A 22,133-nucleotide genomic window follows, 5' to 3' on the forward strand; every position below is an offset into this window, starting at 1 on the left:
CGTCTCACCCCGTAGGGCGCGATGGCGTTTAGCCTAACACATCTCTTCGGTCATTGCTCGCCATGTTGCCGCAAAGGCACCTGCTTTTGACGGCTGTTGCCTCCCGCTTGCGTGCACCGCGTCAGTGCAGGCCACCGACCCCCAGCAGGCGCTCCACCGTGTCCTGATCGGCGGTCAGGGCCTGTGGCGTGCCGGACCATGCCAGACGGCCGCGCTCCAGCACGATCACATGGTCCGCGAAGTCGAGGGCCATCTGGATGCGCTGCTCCACCAGAAGGATGGTGGTGTCGCCGGTGCGGGCGAGCTCTGCGAAGGCCTCCATCAGCTCCTCGCAGATCACCGGGGCGAGGCCCTCCAGCGGCTCGTCCAGCAGGAGGACCGTTGGCCGGCCGAGGATGGTGCGGGCGGTGGAGAGCATCTGCTGCTCGCCCCCGGAGAGTTGCGTGCCGAGGTTGCGCCGCCGCTCCTTGAGGCGCGGGAAGAGCGCATAGGCCTCTTCCAGTGCGCTCAGGGGACGCTCCTTCAGCCCGACGGACAGGTTTTCCTCCACCGTGAGGCTAGGGAAGATGGCCCGGGTCTGCGGCACATAACCGAGCCCGGCATGGGCGCGGGAGGCGGTGGAGAGGGGGGTGATGTCCGCGCCGCCGAGCCGGATGCGCCCGCCATAGCGTTTCGTCTGGCCGGCGAGGCTGGCGAGCAGCGTCGTCTTGCCCATGCCGTTGCGCCCGAGCACGGCAAGGCGCGCGCCCGCCGGCACGGCGAAGCTCACGCCTTCCAGCACCCGCGTCGGCCCGTAGCCGGCGCTCAGATCCTCCACCTCAAGCGGCGTGGCCGGCATGGGCATAGCTCCCGAGATAGGCTTCGCGCACGCGGTCATCGCGGGCCACATCGGCCGGCAGGCCGTCGAAGATGACGGCGCCGGCCGCCAGAACCACCACGCGCTTGGCGAAGCGGAAGACGAGATCCATGTCGTGCTCGATCATCAGCACGGCCAGCGAAGCGGGCAGGCCGGCGAGGGCCTGCTCGATGCGTCCGGTGTCGCTCTGGGGCACGCCGGCGGCGGGCTCGTCCAGCAGCAGCACGCGGGGCTTCAGGGCGAGCGCGATGGCGATCTCCAGCAGGCGCTGCTGGCCATAGGCGATCTCGCGCACCTTGCGGTGCATGAGATCGTGGAGGCCCAGGGCGACGAGCTGTTCCTCCACCTCCTCCATCACGTCCGGCATGGCGCGGAAGTTGCCGAACATGCGCCCCGAGCGTCCGGTACGCTGGAGCACGGCAAGCGCCACATGCTCGGCGGGCGTCATCTCCAGGAACAGGCGCGTCACCTGAAAAGAGCGCACCAAGCCCCGGCGCACGCGGCCGATGGGATCGAGCCGGTTGACGCTCTCGCCGTTCAGCCGCACCTCGCCCGCATCCGCCTTGAGGGCGCCGGTAACGAGATTGACGAAGGTTGTCTTGCCGGCACCGTTCGGGCCGATCAGCGCCATGCGATCGCCGGGCCGCAGAGACAGGGAGACGTCATTGGTCACCCGGAGGCCGCCGAAATTCTTCGCCAGATGCACCACCTCGAAGACGGGGGCGGGCGTGTCCTGCGCGCTCATGGGCGGGCCCTCCGGCGGGCGATCCAGTCGGCGGCGGTGCCATAGAGGCCCTTGGGCGCGAACAGCACGGTGGCGATCAGCAGCAGGCCCACCACGGTGAGCCAATGGAAGGGATTGGCGGCGGAGACGAAGTCCTCGAACAAAGTGAAGACCACCGTTCCCACCAGCGCGCCGAAGAGCGATCCCGTGCCACCGAGCACCAGCATCACCAGCGCTTCCGCCGACTGGGTGAAGGAGAGGCTGTCGAGGGCCACCACCTGCGTGGAGATGGCGTTCAGCGCGCCGCCGATGCCCGCCACGGCGCCGGAGATGACGTACATCTTCAGCAGTGCCGCCTTGGGCGAGGCGCCCATGGCCTGGATGCGCACCGGATCTTCCTTGATGCCCCGGCACAGCATGCCGAAGGGCGAGCGCACCAGCAGCCGCAGGACGATGAGCGTCAGCAGCAGCAGGCCCACCGCATAGAGATAGGCGGTGTGGCCGTAGAGATCGAATTCGAAGCGCCCGAACAACGGGCCGGTGGTGACGCCCGAGAGGCCGTCGCTGCCGCCGGTCCAGCCGGAGGCCTTGTTGGCGAATTCGTGGAAGAGATAGACGAGCGCAATGGAGAGCACGAGTTGCGGCAGGCCGTGGGCACGCAGGATCACCACCCCGCACACAAGCCCCGCGAGTGCCCCGCCGACCAGCCCGATGCCGGTCATGGCCAGCGGATCCTCGATGCCGTAGCGCGCCGATGCGATGCCCGCCGCATAGGCGCCGGCCCCATAGAGCGCCGCATGGCCGAGCGTCGCGACGCCGCAATAGCCGGTGACGAGATCGAGCGAGAGCACGAGGAAGGCGATGGCAATGAGGCGGGTGAGCAGCGCCAGATTGTCCGGGAACAGTAGATAGCCGAGCCCGGCCAGCGCCAGCAGGAGGGCGAAGGCCAGCGGACCAGCGCCGAGAGCCGGGCGGCCTGCTGCGGCGGCGAGAGGGGCGGTCATGGTGCGGTCCATCCTATTTCGCCCTTGCGATCAGCCCGCGGGGGAACAGGCACACGATGGCGATGACGGCGAGATAGAAGAAGAACTCGCCATATTCCGGCGAGAGATAGCGCCCCGTGGTGTCGATGGCGCTCAGCAGCAGGCAGGCGAGGAGCGCGCCGGGAATGGAGCCGGTGCCGCCCACCGACACCACCACCAGGAACGTCACCATGTAGCGCAGGGCGTAATAGGGCTCGACCGGCAGCAGTTCGGCGCCCACGACGCCGCCGAAGGCCGCGAGCCCCACCGCCGCCGCGAAGCTCACCGCATAGACCACCTGCGTGCGCACGCCGAGAGCGGCAGCCATGGCGGCATTGTCCACCGAGGCGCGCAGCTTCACGCCGAAGCGGGTCTTCTCGATGAGGAACCACAGCGCCGCCGCGACCGCGAGCCCGCACACGATGGCGAACACCCGCTGGGCCCCGATGGTGCGGAAGCCGAGGTCGACGGGCTCCCGCAGCGTTTGGGGCAGGGGAATGGTCTTCAGCGTCGGGCCGAACACATAGTTGGCGATGCCGATGATGCAGAAGGTAATGCCGATGGTCATCAGCACCTGCGTCAGCTCCGGCGCGCCATAGATGCGCCGGTAGAGCAGGCGTTCGATGGGGATGGCGATGGCCACCGTGCCCACCACCGCCAGCAGTACGGCGACCCCGTAGCCGAGGCCGAGATCGCGCGCCGCATAGGAGGCGATGTAGCCGCCGATCATGGCGAAGGCGCCGTGGGCGAGGTTCGTCACCCGCATCAGCCCCATGGTGACGGAGAGGCCGATGGAGATGACGAACAGCACCATGCCATAAGCCAGCGCATCGACGCCGATGCTGAGCACCGTCTGCATCAGTTCGTCCTTATCTGCGGTGCGCGGCTCACGGGGCCGCCTTCAGGCCGGGGTCGTCCTGCTTCTCGAAGGTGGCGATTTCCTTGTTGTAATAGGTGCCGTCGGCCGCCTTCGCGACCTCGCGCAGATAGATGTTCTCGGTGATGTGGCGGCTCTCCGCATCGATGCTCACCGGCCCGCGCGGGCTGACCCAGGCAAGGCCCTTCACCGCGTCCACCGCCTTCTGGGCATCCGGCTTGCCGCCGGTGGCAGCGATCATCTTGGTGATGACATACATGCCGTCATAGGCGGCGACCGCCGGGAAGCTCAGTTCCACCGGATTGCCGATGGCCTTGCGGGCGGCTTCCACGAAGGCCTTGTTCTCCGGGCTGTCGTGGGCCACCGAATAATGGAAGGTGGTGAGCATGCCCAGCGCCGCATCCCCCAGCGCCGGCAGGTCGCTCTCCTGCGTGAGATCGCCCGGCGCCAGCAGCTTGATGCCGCCGGACTTCAGGCCATTCTCATTGAACGCCTTCACGAAGCCGAGCGTGGTCGGTCCCGAAGGCAGGAAGGCGAACACGGCCTGCGCACCGGAATCCTTCACCCGCTGCATGATGGGGCTGAAGTCGTTGGTGGAGAGCGGCATGCGCACCGTCTCCACCACCTGCCCGCCGAGCGCGGTGAAGGCGGTCTTGAAGGCGTTTTCCGCATCGACGCCGGGGCCATAGTCGCTGACCACCGAAATCACCTTCCGGATGCCCTGGTCATACGCGACCTTGGCCATGGGCGTGGAGGTCTGCCAGGTGGTGAAGGAGGTGCGGACCACCAGCGGGCTCTTGGTGACGATGGCCGAGGTGGCGGCATTCATCACCACCATGGGCACGTTCGCCTGCTTGAGGATGGGCGTCACGGCCATGGCGTCGGGCGTGAAGTAGAAGCCAGCCAGATACTGCACCTTCTCCTTCACCACCAGTTCCTGCGCCGCCGACTTGGACTGCGCCGGATCGGGCTGGGGCACGTCGCGATAGATCACCTCGATGGTGTCGTTGCCGACCTTGTTGCCGTGGGTGGCGAACCAGGCGTCGATGCCGGCCTTGAAATTCTTGCCCTGCAGGGCGAAGGGGCCGGAAAATGGCCCGATGACACCCACCTTGACCGTCTCGGCCAGCGCGGTGGCAGAGGCGCCGGCCGACAGGGCAAGCGCCAGAGCGGTGGCGATGATGCGCGTCCTCATTGCGTCCTCCTGCGTCCGCTTGGGCGGGGCCCCGCGTGCGGACAGTCCGGCTGTTGTTGTTCGCGGGCTGCCCTGAGGGTCAACCGGGTCGGGTGTCGTCGGCTCCGCCGAGGCGGAGGATCGAAAGGGTCAGCGCCTCCGCATGTCGCAAAGCGGCGCCGGTGGCGGCCAGCATATGCGGCAGGGTGAGCCATTCCAGCGTCCAGGCGGCGCCGGAGCGCTCCTGCTCGTGAACCATGGCCTGCTGGAGGGCGGAAGCCTGCACCGCATTGAAGCGGGCGAGAGCCACCAGCGTCTCTGCCGCCACGGGGTTCTGCTTGTGCGGCATGGCGGAGGAGCCGCCGCCGCCGCTCAGCGTGATGTCATCGCCCGCCTGCGCCATGAGGGCGATGTCCTGCCCCATCTTGCCGAGGCCGCCGGTGATGAGCGCGAGCAGATGGCCGAGATCGGTGATCACGGTGCGCGTGCTATGCCACTGCGGCGTATCCTCAAGGTCGAGTTCAGCGGCCAGCGCCGCCCGTACCTGCGCGCCCTTGCCCTCCAGCCCCTCCAGCGTGCCGACGGCGCCGCCGAACTGCACCGGAAAGGACAGCCGGTCGAGCCGCAGCATGAGCGGCGCCAGCGGCCCGGACCAACTGCGCAGGCGGTCCGATACCGTGATCGGCAGGGCCGCCTGCATGCGGGTGTGGCCCATCAAGGCCCGTTCTCCGAAGGCGGCGTCCAGCGCCGCGAGTCGGGCAAGGATGGCGCCGAGGCGGGTGCAAAAGCGCGCCGCCAGCGGCTTCAGCCGCAGCATCAGGCTGGTATCGATCACGTCCTGGCTGGTGGCGCCGCGATGGACATGGGGGGCGGCCTCCGGGCCGACCGCCGCGCGCAACGCGCGCACCAGCGCCGGCACCACCACGCCATCGCTGGCCACACCCCGTGCCAGCGCCGCCACATCCGGCTGGAACTGCACACAAACGGTGGCGATGGTCTCGGCCGCCTCGGCGGGGATGAGGCCATGGATTGCCTCCGCCCGCGCAAGCGCTGCCTCGAAGGCGAGCATGGCCCTGATGTCCGCCTCCGCGCACAGCGCCGCTTCCACCTCGGCATCGCCGAGGAAGTCGCGGAGGAGGGCGTTATCGAACGGCGAAAGGCTCATGTCGTCCCTGATCTGTCCACCACGCTCAGTGGCGCGGCGCTGGCCGAGGCGGGCGGCGGGGCCGCCCGTTTCTCCTCATATATCGAGAAAGACCGTTTCCTTCTCGCCCTGGAGATGGATGTCGAACACATAATCCGGGGCCGCACCGCCGGCGATCAGCGTCGCCACCCGTTCGCGATGCTCGACGCGGGCGAGCAGGGGGTCGGCGGCATTGGCCTCCGTCTCCTCCGGAAAATACATGCGGGTGTGGAGGCCGATGTTGATGCCCCGCGCCACGATCCAGAAGGTGATGTGCGGCGCCATCCTGCGCCCGTCCTTGAAGGGCACGCGGCCGGGCTTGATGGTCTCGAAGCGGTAGAGGCCGTCTTCTGCCCGCGCCGGGCAGCGGCCCCAGCCGGCAAAGTTCGGGTCCGCGGTACCCCGCAGCTCCGAGGGGCTGTTGTAGAGCCCCGCCGCGTCGGCCTGCCAGATCTCCACAACGGCGTCACGCAGGGGCGCACCCGCGCCGTCCACCACGCGGCCGCTGACGGTGATCCGTTGGCCGAGGGTCTTTTCATTGACCATGGCGGTGCCGAGATCGGTCGGAAAGATGCCCTCGATGCCGCAGAAATTCGGCGTGAGGCCGATGTGGACATAAGGTCCCGCCGTCTGGGAGGGCGTTTCCTTCAGATAACCGAGGTTCTGGACCATCAGTTGCCCTCCATCCGGTTCTCGAACATGGTCGAGCGGCGGCCACGCAGCACGATGTCGAACTTGTAGGCACGTGCATCCATGGGAATGGTGTTGCCCCAGTCGAGCGGCGCGATCAGCTGCTCAATGGCGGCCTTGTCGGGAATGGTGTTCACGATCGGGCATTTCCAGATCATCGGGTCGCCCTCGAAATACATCTGGGTGATGAGCCGCTGGGCGAAGCCGTGGCCGAAGATGGAGAAATGGATGTGGGCCGGGCGCCAGTCATTCACTCCATTCGGCCAGGGATAGGGGCCGGGCTTGATGGTGCGGAAGAAGTACCGGCCATCCTCATCTGTAATGGCGCGCCCGCAGCCGCCGAAATTGGGATCGATGGCGGCGAGATAGGTTTCCTTCTTGTGGCGGTAGCGCCCGCCCGCATTCGCCTGCCAGAACTCCACCAGCGCACCGGCCACCGGCCGCGCACGCTCGTCCAGCACCCGGCCATGGACGATGATGCGTTCGCCAATGGCGCTCTCGCCGGGCCGCGCATAATTGTGGATGAGGTCGTTATCCAGCGCGCCGAGCAGCGAATGGCCGAACACCGGGCCGGTCGTTTCCGACAGCGTGCCGTCGAGCGACAGCAGCGCGCGCTGCGGCGAGCGCAGCACGGAGGTCTTGTAGGTGGGCGTGTAGGCCGGCGCGTGCCAGGCCCTGTCACGCGCGAAGAAGGCGCCCGTTTCTGGTCTGCGGTTGGACTGTTCTGACATGGCGAACCTCGATTGGGCCCGCTCTCGGCCGTGCGGCTGAGCGGGCGATCGTTTCCTCAACCTCCTGTGTCCCGTCCTTACGGGCGGCGGACGGGACGGGCCCTCCGGCGCCTTGGTGGCGCTTCGTCTTGTTCTCGGGACGCCGGGCGTCAGACCGCCGCGACGCCGTCCATCTGTTCGTACGCCTTCTTGGCGAGCTTGATGGCGTGATTGGCGGCGGGCACGCCGGCATAGATGGCGACGTGCAGGAGCATCTCGCGCACGTCCTCGCGCGTCGCCCCCGTATTGGCGGTGGCCCGTATATGCATGGCAAATTCGTCGTGCTGGTTCAGCGCGGCGAGCAGCGCGAGGGTGAGGAGCGAGCGATCGCGGCGCGAGAGCGTGTCCCGCGACCAGACCGTGCCCCATGCCCCCTCGGTTATGAGTTGCTGGAACGGCCGGTCGAAGTCGGTGGTCTGCGCGTTGGCCCGCTCCACATGGGCATCGCCGAGCACCGCGCGGCGGGTCTCCATGCCCTGCGCATAACGATCGTCCGCAGCAGGGCGCAGGCCGGCAAGGAAATCGCGCATCAGCGCGATCAGCGCCGCCGGTTGCTCTACGCAGGGAATATGGCCTGCGCCGGAGATCACCTCATACCGGGCGCCGGGAATGAGCGCGGCCATGGCGGCGACGAGGTCGGGCGGCGTCGAGCCGTCCTGATCGCCCACGACGCACAGGGTCGCTACGGCAATGCGGCGGGCCTCTTCAGTCAGATCGGCGTCGCGGATGGCGGCGCAGGTGGCCGCATAGCCCTCGCCGCTCTGGCGGGCGAACATCATGCGATAGCCGGCATAATCTGGATTGTCGGCGCGCCGGAAGGCCGGCGTGAACCAGCGTTCCATCACCGGATCAAGGAGGCTGGAGAGGCCGTCCTGTGCGATGGCGGCGATGCGGGTGTTCCAGCTCTCGGGCGTGCCGATCTTCGGCGCGGTGTCGCAGAGGATGAGGGCGCGCACAAGATCCGGCCGTGCAGCGGCGAGCGCCTGCGCGATCATGCCCCCCACGGAAAGGCCGCAGATGGCCGCCGGCCCGAGGCCGAGTGCATCCATCAGTCCGGCAAGATCGGCGGCATGGCTCGCGATGGTCGCGGGGGCCGTGCCGAGTTCGGACAGACCATGACCGCGCTTGTCATAGAGCAGGACCGTATGGCTCGGCGCAAAGGCGCGCGCCACGGCATCCCAGATGCGGAAATCCGTGCCGAGCGAATTGGAAAAGACGAGCACCGGCGCACCCTTGCGGGGACCGGAGAGCTTATAGTGAAGCGTGACGTCTTTTATGGTTATGAACGGCACGGGCAGCTCCTCCGTGCTCAATTTCGTCGTTTGAAGGCCCCGCGTAAAATGATATTTCCGGAACGATCTATAACCTGAGGGTTATGTGGATGATCGATCCCCGCATCAAGTTCCGCCATCTCCAGACGCTGATGGAAGTGGCGCGCCAGAAGAGCGTGGGCAAGGCCGCGCAGGCGCTCCATGTCAGCCAGCCGGCGGTGACCAAGACAGTGCGGGAGCTGGAGGAGGTGCTTGGGGCGGCGCTGTTCGAACGCGAGGGGCGGGGCATCCGGCTGACGCGGGCGGGGGAGGTGTTTCTCCACCACGCGGGTGCGGCCCTCGCCGCCGTACGGCAGGGGCTCGATTCCGTTTCCCACGAGCGGGCGGGGGCCGCCCCCTTGCTGCGGATTGGCGCGCTGCCCACCGTCTCCACCCGCATCATGCCGCCAGCCATGGCGCTGTTTCTCAAGGCCCAGCCCTGGAGCCGTGTGAAGATCGTGACAGGCGAGAATTCCGTTCTCCTCGAACAGCTTCGGGTCGGCGATCTCGATCTGGTGGTGGGCCGCCTCGCCGCGCCCGAAAAAATGGCGGGCTTTTCCTTCGAGCATCTCTATTCCGAGCCGGTGGTGTTCGCCGTGCGGCGCGGCCATCCGCTCCTGGGGGGGCAGGCGGTGCCGTTCGATGACATCGCCCGCTATCCCGTGCTGATGCCGACCGCCGGCTCCATCATCCGCCCCATCGTGGACAGCTATCTGATCGGCAACGGGATTTCAGCCCTGCCCAACCAGGTTGAGACGGTGTCCGACGCCTTCGGACGGGCCTTCGTGCGGGCGAGCGACGCGGTCTGGATCATCTCCGAGGGCGTGGTGGCGCAGGATATCGCCGAAGGCCTTCTGGGCCGTTTGCCGGTGGATACGGGCAGCACACGGGGGCCGGTCGGCCTGACCGTGCGGGCGGGGGAAACACCCTCCTTCCCCTTGGCCCTGCTGGTTGATTTCATCCGCGAGGCGGCGCGGGACGTGTTGGCAATGGCTTGAGCCGCGCCGCGGATGATACTCCTCAATAAGGAAGGCCGACGTAGTTCTCCGCCAGAGCCGCGCGGGCAGCATGCGAGGAGAGCGTGTAGGCGATCTCCGCATCATGGATGCGCCGGCCGAAGGCGTCCACCTCCGTGAAGGTGTGCAGCATGGTGGTCATCCACCAGGAGAAGCGCTCGGCCTTCCACACGCGGGCGAGCGCCCGCGCGGAATAGGCGTCAATCCCCGCGCGTGACCCGTCCTTGTAGAATTCCCTCAGTCCGTCAAACAGGTAGCGGATGTCGCTGGCAGCGAGATTGAGGCCCTTGGCGCCCGTGGGCGGCACGATATGGGCGGCGTCGCCGGCGAGGAACAGGGTGCCGAAGCGCATGGGCTCGGCCACGAAGGACCGCAGCGGCGCGATGGATTTCTCGAAGGACGGTCCCGTGACGATGGCATCCGCCACGTCCTCGGGCAGGCGACGGCGGAGCTCGTCCCAGAAGGCGTCGTCGGACCAGTCTTCCACCTGATCGGCAAGGGGGACTTGAATGTAGTAGCGGCTGCGGGTCCTGGAGCGCATGGAGCACAGGGTGAAGCCCCGGCTGTGGCGGCCATAGACCAGTTCCTCGCGGGCCGGCGGCACATCCGCCAGCACGCCCAGCCAGCCGAAGGGATAGACCCGCTCGAACGTCTCGATCGCCCGCGAGGGAGCGGATTTCCGGCTCACGCCGTGGAAGCCGTCGCAGCCAATGATGAAATCCGCATCAATGCGGCCCGGCACGCCATCCTTCTCATAGGACACCCACGGGCGATCGCCGTCGAAGTCGAAGGGCGTGACGTTCTGGGCGTCGTAGATTGTGGTCACGCCGTCGCCAGCGCGCTTGTCCATGAGGTCGCGCGTGAGTTCCGTCTGGCCATAGACGGTGACGGTCTTCCCGCCCGTCAGTCCTTTCAGATCAATATGATGCAGGGCGCCGTCCACGGCGATGTCGAAGCCCGCGTGCGGCAGGCCTTCCGCCTCCAGGCGCTCGGCAGCCTTGGCCTCACGCATCATGTCCACGAGCCCCTGCTCGAGCACGCCCGCGCGGACCCGGCCGAGGATGTAGTCGCGCCCCACGCGATCGATGATGACGTTGTCGATCCCCGCGAGGGTCAGCAGCCTTCCGAGCAGCAGGCCGGAGGGCCCCGACCCGATGATGGCGACCTGCGTCCGCATGCGTCTCTCCCTGATGTGATGTTCTTGTGCGCCACCACGCCGGACGGTGGCCGGGCCGTGGAGGCGCCTGTTCTGGAAATGGCGCGAACCGCTCCCGCCCGGTTTTGCGGCCGGAGGGGAAGGTGCTGCGCCCTTTGAGGTGAGGCCCGCCTGACTGGGGCGCCCACCACCGTCTGCCGGATGGAACTCCAAGGGTCCCCGGCACCGTCGTGCTCAAGCAGAGCATGTTTGTCGGCGGGTCAACAAGTCCCGTTTCGCGCGCTAGTCGCGGTTCGGGAGGGGCGGAGTCGCGGAACACTCTGGTCAGGCTCCGAAAATCCGAGTGTTCAATATGCGAACAAAAATCAAATGACGCACGATGCCACTTGCTGGTGGGCGTAGGGCCACCTAACCTTTCCGGAACGACGTCGCTCCGTAGAAGAGAGCGATGCGAGGGAGAAGAGCGCTGGCGTCCGGCATGAAACGCCGCGGCATGGAAAACGCCCCATCGTCGCCGGTCCCGCTGCCACATTCCTGTTCATTGGCAAGACGTGAACTGACTTGCAGATCATCAGATCTCGCTCCGTTGGGGGCGCGGATCGGGCGGTTCGTTAGGGGAGGGCGAGGGTGGACCGACGTATCTATCTGTTGAACGGGCCAAATCTCAATCTGCTGGGGCAGCGCGAGCCGGCCATCTATGGCACCGCCACGCTGAAGGAGATTGCCGACCGCAGCGCGGAGAAGGGCCGGACGCTCGGCTATGACATCGAATTTCGCCAGACGAATTTCGAGGGCGAGCTGGTTGAGAGCGTGCACGAGGCGCGGGCGCAGGCCTGCGGCATCATCATCAATCCCGCCGGCTATACCTTTACGTCCGTGGCGTTGCTGGATGCGCTGAAGATGTTCGACGGGCCGAAGATCGAACTGCACATCTCCAACGTCCATGCCCGCGAGAGCCTCTATCACAAGTCGCTCGTCTCGCCGGTGGTCACGGGCATCATCATTGGCTTCGGCGCGGCCGGTTATGAACTCGCCATCGAGGCCATGGCGCGCCTTGTGCCGGCGGCGTAACAGCGCCGGCCGTCAGGGGCGCAGCATGCGCAGAACGATGTCGATCACCATCTGGCGGCGCTGCCCTTCGATCTCCGGCGCCCCCATATCGTGGCCGAACACCTGTCCGATGCTGGCCCGGTTCGAGACATTGTAGAAACTGAGCGCGCTGATGGTGAGGTGGATGTCGAGCGGTTCGATGCCCGGCCGGAAGAGGCCGGCCGCAACACCGCGATCATACACCTCGCGGATGACGCTGAGGATGGAGAGATTGAGGCCGGCGATCTTGTCCGAACTGGCGAGGTGGCGCGCGTGATGGATGTTCTCGATCATCACCATGCGTACGAAATCGGGATTTTGCGCGTGATAGTCGAAGGTGAAGCCCGCGAGCTTCCCCATCGCCTCTTCCGGCGGCAGGGCTGAGAGGTCGAGGCTGCGCTCGAAACTGCGGATGCGGTCGTACATCGCCTCCAGCACGGCGCGGTAGAGCCCCTCCTTGTCGCCGAAGTAATAATAGATCATGCGCTTGCTGGTGGCGGTCTTGGCGGCGATCTCGTCGACCCGCGCGCCTCTCAGCCCGTGCTCCACGAACTCGGCCCGCGCGGCCTCCAGGATGCTGCGCCGGACGCCCTCCGGATCCTGTGTCCAGGATTGGGTGCGTTTGTCGGGCGTGGGGGACGTCTGCGCCTTCGCCAACCTCTGTGCCTTCGTCATGCCTGCACCGCCGGCTTTCACCGTGCTGATCCTGTTGCGATGCGAAATGTACTAGCTGGTCCATTTCGCTTGACCAAATGAACTGGATGGTACATTTCACATATAGCGGAACGAGCGCAAGTCGCCTCTCCGCGATGCGCCAGATGCGCGCAGACGCATCGGCGAAGGTGCAACGGACCGTCCCGCAGAAGGGCGGCTGTCGAGGAAACGCCATGAACTACGTGCTTGATTTCACCCCCGTCATCGAGGGGCTGCCGGATCTGCTTGCCGGCTGCCTTGGCACCTTCGTGCTGGCACTCGGCGGCATGGCGCTGGCCATCGTGATCGGCATCGGCGGTGTGCTGCTGCGCGACTCGCGCCACGCCCCCGTGCGCTTCCTTGTGAAGGCCTTCGTGGAAGTCATCCGCAACACGCCGTTCCTGGTGCAGATCTTCTTCATCTATTTCGCCCTGCCGCTGGCCGGCGTGCGTCTTGACCCGACACCCACCGCCATCATTGCGCTCGGCATCAATGGCGGGGCCTATGCCATCGAGATCATTCGGGGCGGCGTGCAGTCCATCAGCCGTGGCCAGGTCGAGGCGGGGCTGGCGCTCGGCCTGCACAAGGCTCTGGTGTTCCGGCTCATCGTGCTGAAGCCGGCGCTGCGGGCTGTTTATCCCTCGCTTACCAGCCAGTTCATCCTTCTGACGCTGACCACCAGCATCGCCTCGGCGATTTCCGCCTATGAGCTGACCTCGGTGGCCCAGCGCATCGAATCCGACAGCTTCCGCAGCTTCGAGGTCTTCGGCACGGCGACGTTCATGTATCTCGTGATCTCCTGGATGATGATGCGCTTCTTCGCGCTCATCTCCGCCCGCTACTTCAGCTATCCGGTCAAGTGAGGAGCGTGGGATGCATCTGGGCGAATTCCTCTTCCTCCTTCAGGGCCTGAAGTGGACGGTCATCCTCTCCGCCATCGCCTTCGTGCTCGGGGGTGTCGGCGGCCTCGCGGTGGCGCTGCTGCGCACCTCGGGCGTTCCGCTTCTCGAGCGCGTCACCGCCGGCTACATCTCCCTCTTCCAGGGCACGCCGCTGCTGATGCAGCTGTTCGTGGTCTATTACGGTCTCGCCCTTGTCGGCATCCGGCTTAATCCCTGGGCGGCGGTCTCCGTCGGCTTCACGCTTCATGCCAGCGCCTATCTCGGCGAGATCTGGCGCGGGTCCATCGAGGCGGTGCCGCGCGGCCAGACGGAAGCCTCCCATGCGCTCAGCCTGGGTTACGTCTCGCGCATGCGCGATGTGGTGCTGCCGCAGGCCATCCGCATCTCGCTGCCGGCGACGATCGGCTTTCTGGTGCAGCTCATCAAGGGCACCTCGCTCGCTTCCATCGTCGGCTTCACCGAGCTGGCACGGGCCGGAAATATCGTCTCCAACCAGATTTTCCAGCCGCTGCTGGTCTTCGGCATCGTCGGTATTCTCTATTTCCTGATGTGCTGGCCGCTGTCGCTGTTCGGCGCACATCTGGAACGGCGCTTCGCCACACCCGCCCGCTGAGACGGGCCAAAACCAAGAGCATCGCTGCCAAAACAGAACATCAAGGGAGAGGAAACATGAGCATTCAGAAGCCTACCCGCCGCCTCGTGGCCGCAACCCTCCTCGCCGCGCTGGCGCTGCCCACCCTTGCCCTGCGCCCGGCGTCGGCCGTGACGCCGGAAGAGATCAAGGCGCGCGGGAAGATCATCGTCGGCATCCAGGGCGACAACCCGCCGTGGGGCTTCGTCACCAGCGAGGGCAAGCAGGACGGCATCGACGCCGACATCGCCCGGCTCTATGCCAAGGAACTGGGCGTGCAGGTGGAGTTCATGCCTCTGGAGGTGAACAACCGCATTCCCGCGCTCACCACCGGTCGCGTGGACGTGCTCTTCGCCACCATGGCCATGCTGCCGGAGCGCGCCAAGGCGGTGCAGTTCAGCAAGCCCTATGTGGCGAACGCCATCGTGCTGATCGGCCCCAAGTCCGCCGAGATCAAGAGCAATGCGGACATGGCGAAGTTCACCATCGGCGTGGCCAAGGGCGCGGCGCAGGATACGCAGGTGACCAAGAACGCACCTTCTGGCACCACCATCCGCCGTTATGACGGCGATGCGGCGAGCATCCAGGCGCTGGTGTCGGGGCAGGTGCAGGCCGTGGGCGGCAACATCTTCTACATCCAGCGCATCGAGCAGGCCAAGCCCGGCGAGTTCGAGAACAAGCTGGAATTCCAGAAGCTTTACAACGGCGCCTGCACGCGTCTGGGCGAGAAGGAGATCAATGCCTCCATCAACGCCTTCATCGACAAGATCAAGGCCAATGGCGAGCTGCAGAAGATCTACGACAAGTGGATGAAGGTGCCGGTCCACCAGTTCCCGGACAGCATCGAAGGCGTGCCCTTCTCGGCCGGCTGACGGCAGCCCTTGCGATCGGAGACCGGCCATGACACCGCATGTCGCCAACCTCAGCGGAACCGCCGTGGACGCCATGATCGTCATGGCCGACGTGGAGAAATGGTACGGCGCCTACAAGGCGCTGTCCGGCATCAACCTTGAGGTCCGCCGGGGCGAGAGGATCGTCCTGTGCGGACCTTCGGGATCGGGCAAGTCGACGCTCATCCGCTGCATCAACCATCTGGAGGCCTATCAGAAGGGCGAGATCCGGGTGGGCGGCACGCGGCTCGGTGACGACAGCCGCACCATCGACAAGGTGCGCCGAGAGGTCGGCATGGTGTTCCAGCACTTCAACCTGTTCCCGCACATGACCGTGCTAGAGAACTGCATGCTGGCCCCCGTGCGTGCCCTCGGCGTCTCCCGCAAGGAGGCGGAGGAGACGGCGCGCGGCCTGCTCGAGCGCGTGAAGATCCTGGAGCAGGCGGACAAATATCCCGCCCAGCTTTCCGGCGGCCAGCAGCAGCGTGTCGCCATCGCCCGCGCCCTGTGCATGCGGCCGAGCGTCATGCTGTTCGACGAGCCGACATCGGCGCTCGATCCGGAGATGGTCAAGGAGGTGCTCGACACCATGATCGGTCTCGCCGAGGAGGGCATGACCATGATCTGCGTCACCCACGAGATGGGGTTTGCTCGTCAGGTGGCGGACCGGGTCATCTTCATGGCTGGCGGGGCCATCGTCGAGGAGGCGCCGCCGCAGGAGTTCTTCACGCGGCCGCGCCACGAGCGCACGCGCAAGTTCCTTGGCGAGATCCTCTCGCACTGAGGCCGACAGGATGGGGAAGGGCGGGTGCGCCCTTCCCGCTCTCGCGCCGGGGGCAGGCCGCGCCGTGGATGGAACAGGTCGGGGCATGAAATGATCAGTGGAACAACAAAGCTCATCGGCCACATCGGCTTTCCGACCGAGAGCTTCAAGTCGCCGATGATCTACAATCCCTATTTCGAGCGCGAGGGGATCGACGCGGTCGTCGTGCCCATGGGCTGCGAGGTCCCCGATTACCCGTCCTTCCTCAAGCTCTTCTTCCGCCTGTCCAATGCGCTCGGCACGCTCATCACCATGCCGCACAAGGTGACGACCCTCTCGCTGGTGGACGCGGCCTCGCCGACCGCGGCCATCGCCGGGGCCTGCAATGCCGTGCGCCGGCGCGAAGATGGCCGCCTTGAGGGCGACCTGTTCGACGGAGAGGGCTTCGTGCGCGGGATGCGCCGGAAGGGGCGGGTGATCGAGGGCACCCATGCCCTCGTGGTGGGAGCCGGCGGCGTCGGCTCGGCCATCGCAGCGTCCCTCGCCCGCGCCGGCGTCGCCCGCATCACGCTCTTCGACAGCCATCCTGAGGCCGCCCGGCAATTGGCCGAGCGGCTGAAGCGCCATTATCCGGCCCTTGAGGTTGAGGTGGGCGCGAACGATCCGGCCGGTTGCGACATCGTGGTGAACGCGACGCCCCTCGGCATGCGCGCGGGCGATCCGCTTCCGGTGGAGGTGGAGCGCATTGCGCCCTCGGCCTTCGTCGGGGAGGTGGTGATGACCCACGAGATCACGCCCTTCCTCGCCGCCGTGCGGGCGCGCGGCTGCGCCTTCCAGGTCGGCACCGACATGCTGTTCGAGCAGATTCCGGCCTATTTCGAATTCTTCGGCCTGCCGCCCACGACGCCGGAGGCCCTGAGGGCCGCCGCGCAGCTCGATTGAGAAGGAGCCCGCCATGATCCCGTCCATCGCCACGGTCTGCGTTTCGGGAACCCTCGTGGAGAAGCTGGAGGCCATCGCCGCCGCCGGCTTTCCGGCGGTGGAAATCTTCGAGAACGATCTCATCGCCTTTCCCGGCTCGCCGGCCGATGTGCGCCGCATCTGCGCCGATCTCGGCCTCGCCATCGTCACCTGCCAGCCGTTCCGCGATTTCGAGGGCATGCCGCAGGCGCGCCGCCAGCGCACCTTCGACCGGGCCGAGCGCAAGTTCGACCTGCTTGAGGAACTCGGCTGCGACCTGCTCTTCGTCTGCTCCAGCGTCTCGCCGGAGGCGGAGAGCGGCATCGATCGGCTGGCTGCGGATTTCGTGGAACTGGGCGAACGGGCGGCCCGTCGCGGCCTGCGGGTCGGCTATGAGGCGCTCGCCTGGGGCCGGCACGTCTGGGACTATCGCGACGCCTGGGAAATCGTGCGCCGCGCGAACCAGCCCAACGTGGGCGTCGTGCTGGACAGCTTCCACATTCTCGCGCGGGGGCTGGAGCTGACCTCCATCGGCCGCATTCCCCGTGACCGCATCGCCATGGTGCAGATGGCCGATGCGCCGCTGCTTCAGCTCGATCCACTCTCCTGGAGCCGCCACTGGCGTTGCCTGCCGGGGCAGGGCGATCTCAATCTCTCCGGCTTCATGGATGCACTTGCGGCCACCGGCTATGAGGGCGTGCTGTCGCTGGAAATCTTCAACGACCGTTTCCGCGCCGGCTCGGCCCGCTCCGTGGCGCTGGATGGGCACCGCTCGCTGATCTGGCTGCTGGACGAAACCGCGCGCCGGCTCGGGCGGCCTCTCAAGGGCGCTGTACCCATGCCGCCGCCGGGCCCGGTGGAGGCGGTGGAATTCATCGAATTTGCGGTCTCCGAGACCGGCCGTCCGGCGCTTGAGGGCGTGCTGGCGGCACTCGGCTTCAGCCGCACGGGGCGGCACCGTTCCAAGGATGTGGCCCTCTGGAGCCAGGGCGACATCCGTATCGTCCTCAACAGCGATGCGGAGGGCTTCGCCCACAGCTACCAGATCACCCACGGCACCTCCGTCTGCGCGCTCGCCCTGCGCGTTCCGGATGCGCGCGCCGCCACTGAGCGGGCGCGGGCGCTGCGGGACGTGCCCTATGCGGGCGCCATCGGGCCGGGGGAACTGGACATTCCGGCCGTGCGCGGTCTGGGGGGCAGCCTGCTCTACTTCCTCGATCAGGCTTCGGCGCTGGGCGGCTGGTCTGCCGTGGATTTCGAGCCGGTGGCGGCGAACGTGGCGCCGACCGGGCTCACCCACGTCGATCACATCTCCCAGAGCATGCAATATGAGGAAATGCTCACCTGGCTGCTCTTCTATTCCTCGCTTTTCGAGACGCGGAAGACGCCGAGCCAGGCGGTGATCGATCCCGGCGGCGTGGTCCAGAGCCAGGTGGTGGAGAGCGGGCTAGAGGGGGGCACGGGGCAGGGGCTGCGCCTCATCCTCAATGGCTCGCAAAGCCACCGCACGCTCTCTGCGCGTTTCGTTCACGAGCTTTTCGGCTCGGGCGTGCAGCACATTGCCTTCGCCACCACCGACATCGAGGCGACCGTCCGCCAGCTTGTCGCGAACGGTGTCGCCATGCTGCCGATCCCGGAGAATTATTACGATGATCTCGAAGCGCGGTCCGACCTCCCGCCCGAGGCCATCGACCGCATGAAGGCGCTGAACATCCTCTATGACCGGGATGCCTCCGGCGAATTCCGTCAGGCCTATACGACGCTGCTGGACGGCGGTCTGTTTTTCGAGATCATCCAACGGGACGGCTATGAAGGCTATGGGGCGGCGAATGCCGGCATCCGGCTGGCGGCGCAGGCCCGCCTCCAGCCACTGGAAGCGCCGGTGTTCGGGGAGGCCGGCGCCGCGCCCGAATGAGCGCGCGGGGCGGTCGTATTCATGAGCGGGCCGTCTGAGTTTATGCCGTTCGAGCGGCTAATCTCATCGCCCGCTTTAGGATAGCGTGCCGGCACCGACCGGCCGCCCATGGCCGGCGCCCCCAGTTCAGGAACTGCGCTCCATGAAGATTACCAGAAGCGGCGAGGTCGCCTCCCGCCCCGCCCCGCCGGATTATTTCACCGGCACCGTCCGGCTCGATGCGCCCTTCAGCGGCAGCGGCGCCCTCAGCGGCGTGACCGTCACCTTCGAGCCGGGCGCCCGCACCGCCTGGCACACCCATCCGCTCGGCCAGACCATTCTCGTCGTCTCCGGTTCTGGCCGCACCCAGCGCGCGGGCGGGCCGGTGGAGGAACTGCGGCCGGGCGACGTGGTCTTCTTCGAGCCAGGCGAGAAGCACTGGCACGGTGCCTCCCCCCAGTGCGCCATGACCCATATCGCCATTGCCGAAATGGAGAACGGCAGCCCGGTGACCTGGCTGGAGAAGGTCTCCGACGAAGACTATCTCGGCACCGCCTCCTGAGGGAACGTGCCCGGCCCCGCACAGGGCCGGGCCACCGGATCAATCGGCCGCCGGCGCCCGCAGCAGGCGCAGGGCGTTCAGCGTCACCAGAACCGTCGCGCCCGTATCGGCGAGGATGGCCGGCCACAGGCCCGTGAGGCCGATGAGGGTGGTGACGAGGAACACCAGCTTCAACCCGAGGGCGATGGTGATGTTCTGGCGGATGTTCGCCATGGTGCGGCGGGACAGCGCTACCATGGCGGCAACGTCCGAGACGCGGGCATGCAGCACGGCGGCGTCCGCCGTCTCCAGCGCCACGTCCGTGCCGCCGCCCATGGCGATGCCCACATCCGCCGCCGCCAGCGCCGGGGCATCATTGATGCCGTCGCCTACCTTCAGCACGCGTGCGCCGTCCCGCTTCAGTTCGGTGACGATGCGCTGCTTGTCCTCCGGCAGCAGACCGGCGCGGACCTCGATGCCGAGTTGCGCGCCGATAGCGGCAGCGGTGCGCGGATTGTCGCCGGTGAGCATGATCGGCGTGATGCCGGCCGCCCGCAGCGCCCGAAGTCCGCTGAGGGCATCCGCGCGCGGCTCGTCCCGCATGGCGATGGCGCCGGCGAGCCGCCCGTCCACCACCAGCACCGACACCGTCTTGCCGGCATCGTTGAGCGCTTCGATCTGCGCGCGGGCCTCTACCGGCACAGTCGTCCGCTCGGCCGCGGCGCCGGGCGAGCCGAGGAAGACGTCCTGCCCCTCCACCCGGCCGCCGACGCCTCGGCCGCCATAGGCGCGCGCCTCGGATGCGCCGGGCGGGGTGATGCCCGCCTCGGCCGCCCGCTCCAGAATGGCGCGGGCCAGGGGATGGCTCGATCCTGTCTCTAGCGCCGCGGCGAGGCGCAGGACGTCCGCCTCCGACGCCTCGAATGGCAGGATGTCGGTGACGCGCGGGGTGCCGGCGGTGAGCGTGCCGGTCTTGTCGAAGGCGGCCACCGTCACCTTGCCGATGGTCTCCACCACCGCGCCGCCCTTCATGAGCAGGCCGCGCCGCGCGCCGGCGGAGAGGCTGGCGGCAATGGCGGCCGGTGTCGAGATGACCAGGGCGCAGGGGCAGCCGATCAACAGGATGGCGAGGCCCTTGTAGATCCAGACCTGCCAGTCGCCGCTGAAGAGGAGCGGCGGCAGCACCGCCACCAGCACCGCCACCAGCACGATGGCTGGGGTGTAATAGCGGGAGAAGCGGTCGATGAAGCGCTCGGTGGGCGCCTTGCTCTCTTGCGCCTCCTCTACGAGACGGATGACGCGGGCGATGGTGTTGTCCTGCGCCGCCGCCGTGACGCGCACGCGCAGCGCGCCGTCGCCATTGACGGTGCCGGCGAAGACGGCCGCGCCTTGCCCCTTCACCACCGGCGTGCTCTCGCCGGTGACGGGGGACTCGTCGATGGCGCTCTCTCCCTCTGCGATCTCGCCATCGGCCGGAATGCGGGCTCCGGGACGCACCAGAATGAGGTCGGCGACCCGCAGGCTGTCGGCCGGCACCTCGCGGGTGCCCGCCTGCGTGTCGATGAGGGCCGTCTTCGGCACCAGCGCGGCGAGCGACTGGATGCCGGCGCGGGCCTTGCTGGCGGCGATGCCCTCCAGCAGTTCGCCGATGAGGAAGAGGAAAACGACGGCGGCAGCTTCCTCCGTTGCCCCGATGATGACCGCGCCGATGGCGGCCACCGTCATCAGCATCTCGATGGAAAAGGGCGTTCCGGCGCGCGCCGCCGAGAAAGCGCGCCGGGCGATGGGCACGAGCCCCACGAGCATCGCCACGGTGAAGATCAGCCCCGCCCATTCCGGCAGCAGATGGCCGAGGCCATAGGCGGCCGCCAGAGCGGCGCCGCTCATGAGCGTGAGGCGCCCCTTGCCCGTCTGCCACCAGCGCCGCGCGGGCGGAACCGCTGCGGGCGGATTGTCGGCGGGAGTCGCACGGCCCAGCGGCGCCGGGGCGGTGTCGCCGGAATGCTCATGGCCCCCACGCTCATGGGGAGCGTGATCATGGTGATCGTGCCCATGGCCGTGATGCGGGTGCGGGCCATGGTCATGATGGGCATGGTCATGACGGTCGGGATCGTGATGGTCATGATCATGGTGGTCATGGCCTTGGCCGCAGCAGGCGGAGGCCGGCGCCCCCGCGGGGGCTGGCGGCGCGTCCGCTGTCGTCGCCTTGGCCGGATAGCCGAGGCCGGACACCCGACGCTCGATCTGGGCCACCACATCCTCGGGCGCATCCTGATGCGCGACCGTCATGGTGCCGGCGGTGACGGAGATGGACACCTCGGTCACGCCGGGCAGGCGGCGCACGGCGGTTTCGATCTTGGCGGCACAGGAGGCGCAATCCATCTCCTCGACGCGAAAGCGGCTGCGGGATAGGGCGCTCGACATGACTCGTCCTCCGATCTTTCCAACGCCGTGTTACGTCCTCTAGTCACTAGAGGAGCAAGACCCCATCTGTGGAAAAATGCAGCGGGCGGGAGCGGAGGCGAGATGGCGGGACGAGCGCGAGGCGGGCAGAGCGAACAGGATGAGGTCGCCATTGGCGAGGCAGCCCGGCGCAGCGGCGTGAAGGTGCCGACCATCCGTTATTATGAGCAGATCGGCCTTCTGGCCGCGCCGGTGCGCACCGAGGGCAATCGCCGGACCTATCGAAGCGAGGACCTGAGCCGCCTTGCCTTCATTCGCCATGCCCGCGAACTCGGGTTCGAGGTGGAGGAGATCCGCGCGCTTCTGACGCTCCAGCAGGATCCCTCGCAATCCTGCGAGGCCGCCGACAGGATCGCGCGGGGCCATCTGGCGGATGTGGAGCGGCGGATTGCCAGCCTCATGGCCCTAAAGGCGGAGCTGGAGCGCATGATCGAGGGGTGCAGCCATGGTCGGCTCGCCGACTGCAAGGTGATCGAGGTGCTGGCCGATCACGGCAAATGCACCCATCACCAGCACTGAACCCGAAGGA

Annotated in this window: 22 protein-coding genes and 1 pseudogene; 10 read left to right on the plus strand and 13 right to left on the minus strand. The window is 67.3% G+C overall.

What is annotated here, in order from left to right:
• Positions 1-121 precede the first annotated feature (121 nt).
• The 10 genes and pseudogenes from AZC_RS07395 to pcaD form a co-directional block, all read right to left on the minus strand.
• Positions 122-838, minus strand: coding sequence for an ABC transporter ATP-binding protein (locus AZC_RS07395; RefSeq protein ID WP_012169964.1), 717 nt, complete (start codon positions 836-838; stop codon positions 122-124).
• Complete coding sequence (locus AZC_RS07400) at positions 819-1,601, minus strand: ABC transporter ATP-binding protein (RefSeq protein ID WP_012169965.1); 783 nt, start codon at positions 1,599-1,601, stop codon at positions 819-821. The genes AZC_RS07395 and AZC_RS07400 overlap by 20 nt, the downstream gene beginning before the upstream one ends.
• The gene (locus tag AZC_RS07405; RefSeq protein ID WP_244421808.1) at positions 1,598-2,584 is read right to left on the minus strand and encodes a branched-chain amino acid ABC transporter permease; all 987 of its coding nucleotides are present in this window, start codon (positions 2,582-2,584) and stop codon (positions 1,598-1,600) included. Before AZC_RS07405 ends, AZC_RS07400 begins: the two co-directional genes overlap by 4 nt.
• Positions 2,585-2,597: 13 nt before the next feature.
• On the minus strand, positions 2,598-3,461 hold the full coding sequence (locus AZC_RS07410; protein WP_012169967.1) for a branched-chain amino acid ABC transporter permease: 864 nt from the start codon (positions 3,459-3,461) through the stop codon (positions 2,598-2,600).
• Between the two features lie 28 nt (positions 3,462-3,489).
• Positions 3,490-4,674, minus strand: a complete 1,185-nt coding sequence (locus AZC_RS07415; protein ID WP_012169968.1) for an ABC transporter substrate-binding protein — start codon at positions 4,672-4,674, stop codon at positions 3,490-3,492.
• Between the two features lie 79 nt (positions 4,675-4,753).
• Positions 4,754-5,818 (minus strand): 3-carboxy-cis,cis-muconate cycloisomerase, encoded by a 1,065-nt coding sequence (locus AZC_RS07420; protein ID WP_012169969.1) that lies wholly within the window; start codon positions 5,816-5,818, stop codon positions 4,754-4,756.
• Positions 5,819-5,893: 75 nt separating this feature from the next.
• Positions 5,894-6,508: a protocatechuate 3,4-dioxygenase subunit alpha gene (gene pcaG / locus AZC_RS07425; protein ID WP_012169970.1), complete on the minus strand. Its 615-nt coding sequence runs from the start codon at positions 6,506-6,508 to the stop codon at positions 5,894-5,896.
• Entirely contained in the window at positions 6,508-7,257 is a 750-nt protein-coding gene (gene pcaH, locus AZC_RS07430; protein ID WP_012169971.1) for a protocatechuate 3,4-dioxygenase subunit beta, read from the minus strand. Before pcaH ends, pcaG begins: the two co-directional genes overlap by 1 nt.
• 149 nt (positions 7,258-7,406) lie before the next feature.
• On the minus strand, positions 7,407-7,769 hold the full coding sequence (gene pcaC / locus AZC_RS26075; protein ID WP_244421847.1) for a 4-carboxymuconolactone decarboxylase: 363 nt from the start codon (positions 7,767-7,769) through the stop codon (positions 7,407-7,409).
• A 27-nt stretch (positions 7,770-7,796) separates the two neighbouring features.
• Positions 7,797-8,588, minus strand: a pseudogene (gene pcaD, locus AZC_RS07435) (3-oxoadipate enol-lactonase); the annotation flags it as partial.
• Positions 8,589-8,677: 89 nt separating this feature from the next.
• Between pcaD and pcaQ the strand changes: the two are divergent.
• Positions 8,678-9,604, plus strand: a complete 927-nt coding sequence (gene pcaQ / locus AZC_RS07440; RefSeq protein ID WP_012169973.1) for a pca operon transcription factor PcaQ — start codon at positions 8,678-8,680, stop codon at positions 9,602-9,604.
• 22 nt (positions 9,605-9,626) lie between these two features.
• On the opposite strand, the gene pobA is transcribed toward pcaQ, so the two are convergent.
• On the minus strand, positions 9,627-10,799 hold the full coding sequence (gene pobA, locus AZC_RS07445) for a 4-hydroxybenzoate 3-monooxygenase (protein WP_012169974.1): 1,173 nt from the start codon (positions 10,797-10,799) through the stop codon (positions 9,627-9,629).
• Positions 10,800-11,405: 606 nt separating this feature from the next.
• Between pobA and aroQ the strand changes: the two genes are divergently transcribed.
• Positions 11,406-11,849, plus strand: coding sequence for a type II 3-dehydroquinate dehydratase (gene aroQ, locus AZC_RS07450; protein ID WP_012169975.1), 444 nt, complete (start codon positions 11,406-11,408; stop codon positions 11,847-11,849).
• Between the two features lie 12 nt (positions 11,850-11,861).
• Here aroQ and AZC_RS07455 read toward each other — a convergent pair whose 3' ends face one another.
• Positions 11,862-12,542, minus strand: coding sequence for a TetR/AcrR family transcriptional regulator (locus AZC_RS07455; protein WP_043879041.1), 681 nt, complete (start codon positions 12,540-12,542; stop codon positions 11,862-11,864).
• A 212-nt stretch (positions 12,543-12,754) separates the two neighbouring features.
• Here AZC_RS07455 and AZC_RS07460 point away from each other — a divergent pair, with 212 nt between their 5' ends.
• The 7 genes from AZC_RS07460 to AZC_RS07490 all read left to right on the plus strand — a co-directional run bounded on the left by AZC_RS07460 (position 12,755) and on the right by AZC_RS07490 (position 19,162).
• A complete protein-coding gene (locus AZC_RS07460; RefSeq protein ID WP_012169977.1) occupies positions 12,755-13,423 on the plus strand; it encodes an amino acid ABC transporter permease in 669 nt (222 codons plus the stop codon).
• 10 nt (positions 13,424-13,433) lie between these two features.
• Positions 13,434-14,075, plus strand: coding sequence for an amino acid ABC transporter permease (locus AZC_RS07465; protein ID WP_012169978.1), 642 nt, complete (start codon positions 13,434-13,436; stop codon positions 14,073-14,075).
• Positions 14,076-14,131: 56 nt separating this feature from the next.
• Positions 14,132-14,965 (plus strand): transporter substrate-binding domain-containing protein, encoded by an 834-nt coding sequence (locus AZC_RS07470; RefSeq protein ID WP_012169979.1) that lies wholly within the window; start codon positions 14,132-14,134, stop codon positions 14,963-14,965.
• A gap of 73 nt (positions 14,966-15,038) precedes the next feature.
• Positions 15,039-15,767 carry an amino acid ABC transporter ATP-binding protein gene (locus AZC_RS07475; protein WP_043880129.1) on the plus strand — a complete coding sequence of 243 codons (729 nt, stop codon included), beginning with the start codon at positions 15,039-15,041 and terminating at the stop codon, positions 15,765-15,767.
• Between the two features lie 90 nt (positions 15,768-15,857).
• Complete coding sequence (locus tag AZC_RS07480; protein WP_012169981.1) at positions 15,858-16,688, plus strand: shikimate dehydrogenase family protein; 831 nt, start codon at positions 15,858-15,860, stop codon at positions 16,686-16,688.
• A gap of 13 nt (positions 16,689-16,701) precedes the next feature.
• Positions 16,702-18,621, plus strand: a complete 1,920-nt coding sequence (locus AZC_RS07485) for a bifunctional sugar phosphate isomerase/epimerase/4-hydroxyphenylpyruvate dioxygenase family protein (protein WP_012169982.1) — start codon at positions 16,702-16,704, stop codon at positions 18,619-18,621.
• A 142-nt stretch (positions 18,622-18,763) separates the two neighbouring features.
• Positions 18,764-19,162, plus strand: a complete 399-nt coding sequence (locus tag AZC_RS07490; protein ID WP_043879042.1) for a (R)-mandelonitrile lyase — start codon at positions 18,764-18,766, stop codon at positions 19,160-19,162.
• A gap of 39 nt (positions 19,163-19,201) precedes the next feature.
• Here the strand turns inward: AZC_RS07490 and AZC_RS07495 are convergent, their stop codons facing one another.
• The gene (locus AZC_RS07495) at positions 19,202-21,565 is read right to left on the minus strand and encodes a heavy metal translocating P-type ATPase (protein ID WP_012169984.1); all 2,364 of its coding nucleotides are present in this window, start codon (positions 21,563-21,565) and stop codon (positions 19,202-19,204) included.
• A gap of 102 nt (positions 21,566-21,667) precedes the next feature.
• Between AZC_RS07495 and AZC_RS07500 the strand changes: the two genes are divergently transcribed.
• Positions 21,668-22,123, plus strand: a complete 456-nt coding sequence (locus AZC_RS07500) for a MerR family transcriptional regulator (protein WP_043879043.1) — start codon at positions 21,668-21,670, stop codon at positions 22,121-22,123.
• The last annotated feature ends 10 nt before the right edge of the window (positions 22,124-22,133 follow it).

Origin of the sequence: Azorhizobium caulinodans ORS 571, assembly GCF_000010525.1 — a bacterium.
Lineage (GTDB): Bacteria > Pseudomonadota > Alphaproteobacteria > Rhizobiales > Xanthobacteraceae > Azorhizobium > Azorhizobium caulinodans.

Coding starts and splice junctions, on each gene's coding strand:
- AZC_RS07395 (WP_012169964.1), bottom strand. CDS start 838: ATGCCGGCCACGCCGCTTGAGGTGGAGGATCTGAGCGCCGGCTACGGG.
- AZC_RS07400 (WP_012169965.1), bottom strand. CDS start 1,601: ATGAGCGCGCAGGACACGCCCGCCCCCGTCTTCGAGGTGGTGCATCTG.
- AZC_RS07405 (WP_244421808.1), bottom strand. CDS start 2,584: ATGACCGCCCCTCTCGCCGCCGCAGCAGGCCGCCCGGCTCTCGGCGCT.
- AZC_RS07410 (WP_012169967.1), bottom strand. CDS start 3,461: ATGCAGACGGTGCTCAGCATCGGCGTCGATGCGCTGGCTTATGGCATG.
- AZC_RS07415 (WP_012169968.1), bottom strand. CDS start 4,674: ATGAGGACGCGCATCATCGCCACCGCTCTGGCGCTTGCCCTGTCGGCC.
- AZC_RS07420 (WP_012169969.1), bottom strand. CDS start 5,818: ATGAGCCTTTCGCCGTTCGATAACGCCCTCCTCCGCGACTTCCTCGGC.
- pcaG (WP_012169970.1), bottom strand. CDS start 6,508: ATGGTCCAGAACCTCGGTTATCTGAAGGAAACGCCCTCCCAGACGGCG.
- pcaH (WP_012169971.1), bottom strand. CDS start 7,257: ATGTCAGAACAGTCCAACCGCAGACCAGAAACGGGCGCCTTCTTCGCG.
- pcaC (WP_244421847.1), bottom strand. CDS start 7,769: ATGGAGACCCGCCGCGCGGTGCTCGGCGATGCCCATGTGGAGCGGGCC.
- pcaQ (WP_012169973.1), top strand. CDS start 8,678: ATGATCGATCCCCGCATCAAGTTCCGCCATCTCCAGACGCTGATGGAA.
- pobA (WP_012169974.1), bottom strand. CDS start 10,799: ATGCGGACGCAGGTCGCCATCATCGGGTCGGGGCCCTCCGGCCTGCTG.
- AZC_RS07455 (WP_043879041.1), bottom strand. CDS start 12,542: ATGACGAAGGCACAGAGGTTGGCGAAGGCGCAGACGTCCCCCACGCCC.
- AZC_RS07460 (WP_012169977.1), top strand. CDS start 12,755: ATGAACTACGTGCTTGATTTCACCCCCGTCATCGAGGGGCTGCCGGAT.
- AZC_RS07465 (WP_012169978.1), top strand. CDS start 13,434: ATGCATCTGGGCGAATTCCTCTTCCTCCTTCAGGGCCTGAAGTGGACG.
- AZC_RS07470 (WP_012169979.1), top strand. CDS start 14,132: ATGAGCATTCAGAAGCCTACCCGCCGCCTCGTGGCCGCAACCCTCCTC.
- AZC_RS07475 (WP_043880129.1), top strand. CDS start 15,039: ATGATCGTCATGGCCGACGTGGAGAAATGGTACGGCGCCTACAAGGCG.
- AZC_RS07480 (WP_012169981.1), top strand. CDS start 15,858: ATGATCAGTGGAACAACAAAGCTCATCGGCCACATCGGCTTTCCGACC.
- AZC_RS07485 (WP_012169982.1), top strand. CDS start 16,702: ATGATCCCGTCCATCGCCACGGTCTGCGTTTCGGGAACCCTCGTGGAG.
- AZC_RS07490 (WP_043879042.1), top strand. CDS start 18,764: ATGAAGATTACCAGAAGCGGCGAGGTCGCCTCCCGCCCCGCCCCGCCG.
- AZC_RS07495 (WP_012169984.1), bottom strand. CDS start 21,565: ATGTCGAGCGCCCTATCCCGCAGCCGCTTTCGCGTCGAGGAGATGGAT.
- AZC_RS07500 (WP_043879043.1), top strand. CDS start 21,668: ATGGCGGGACGAGCGCGAGGCGGGCAGAGCGAACAGGATGAGGTCGCC.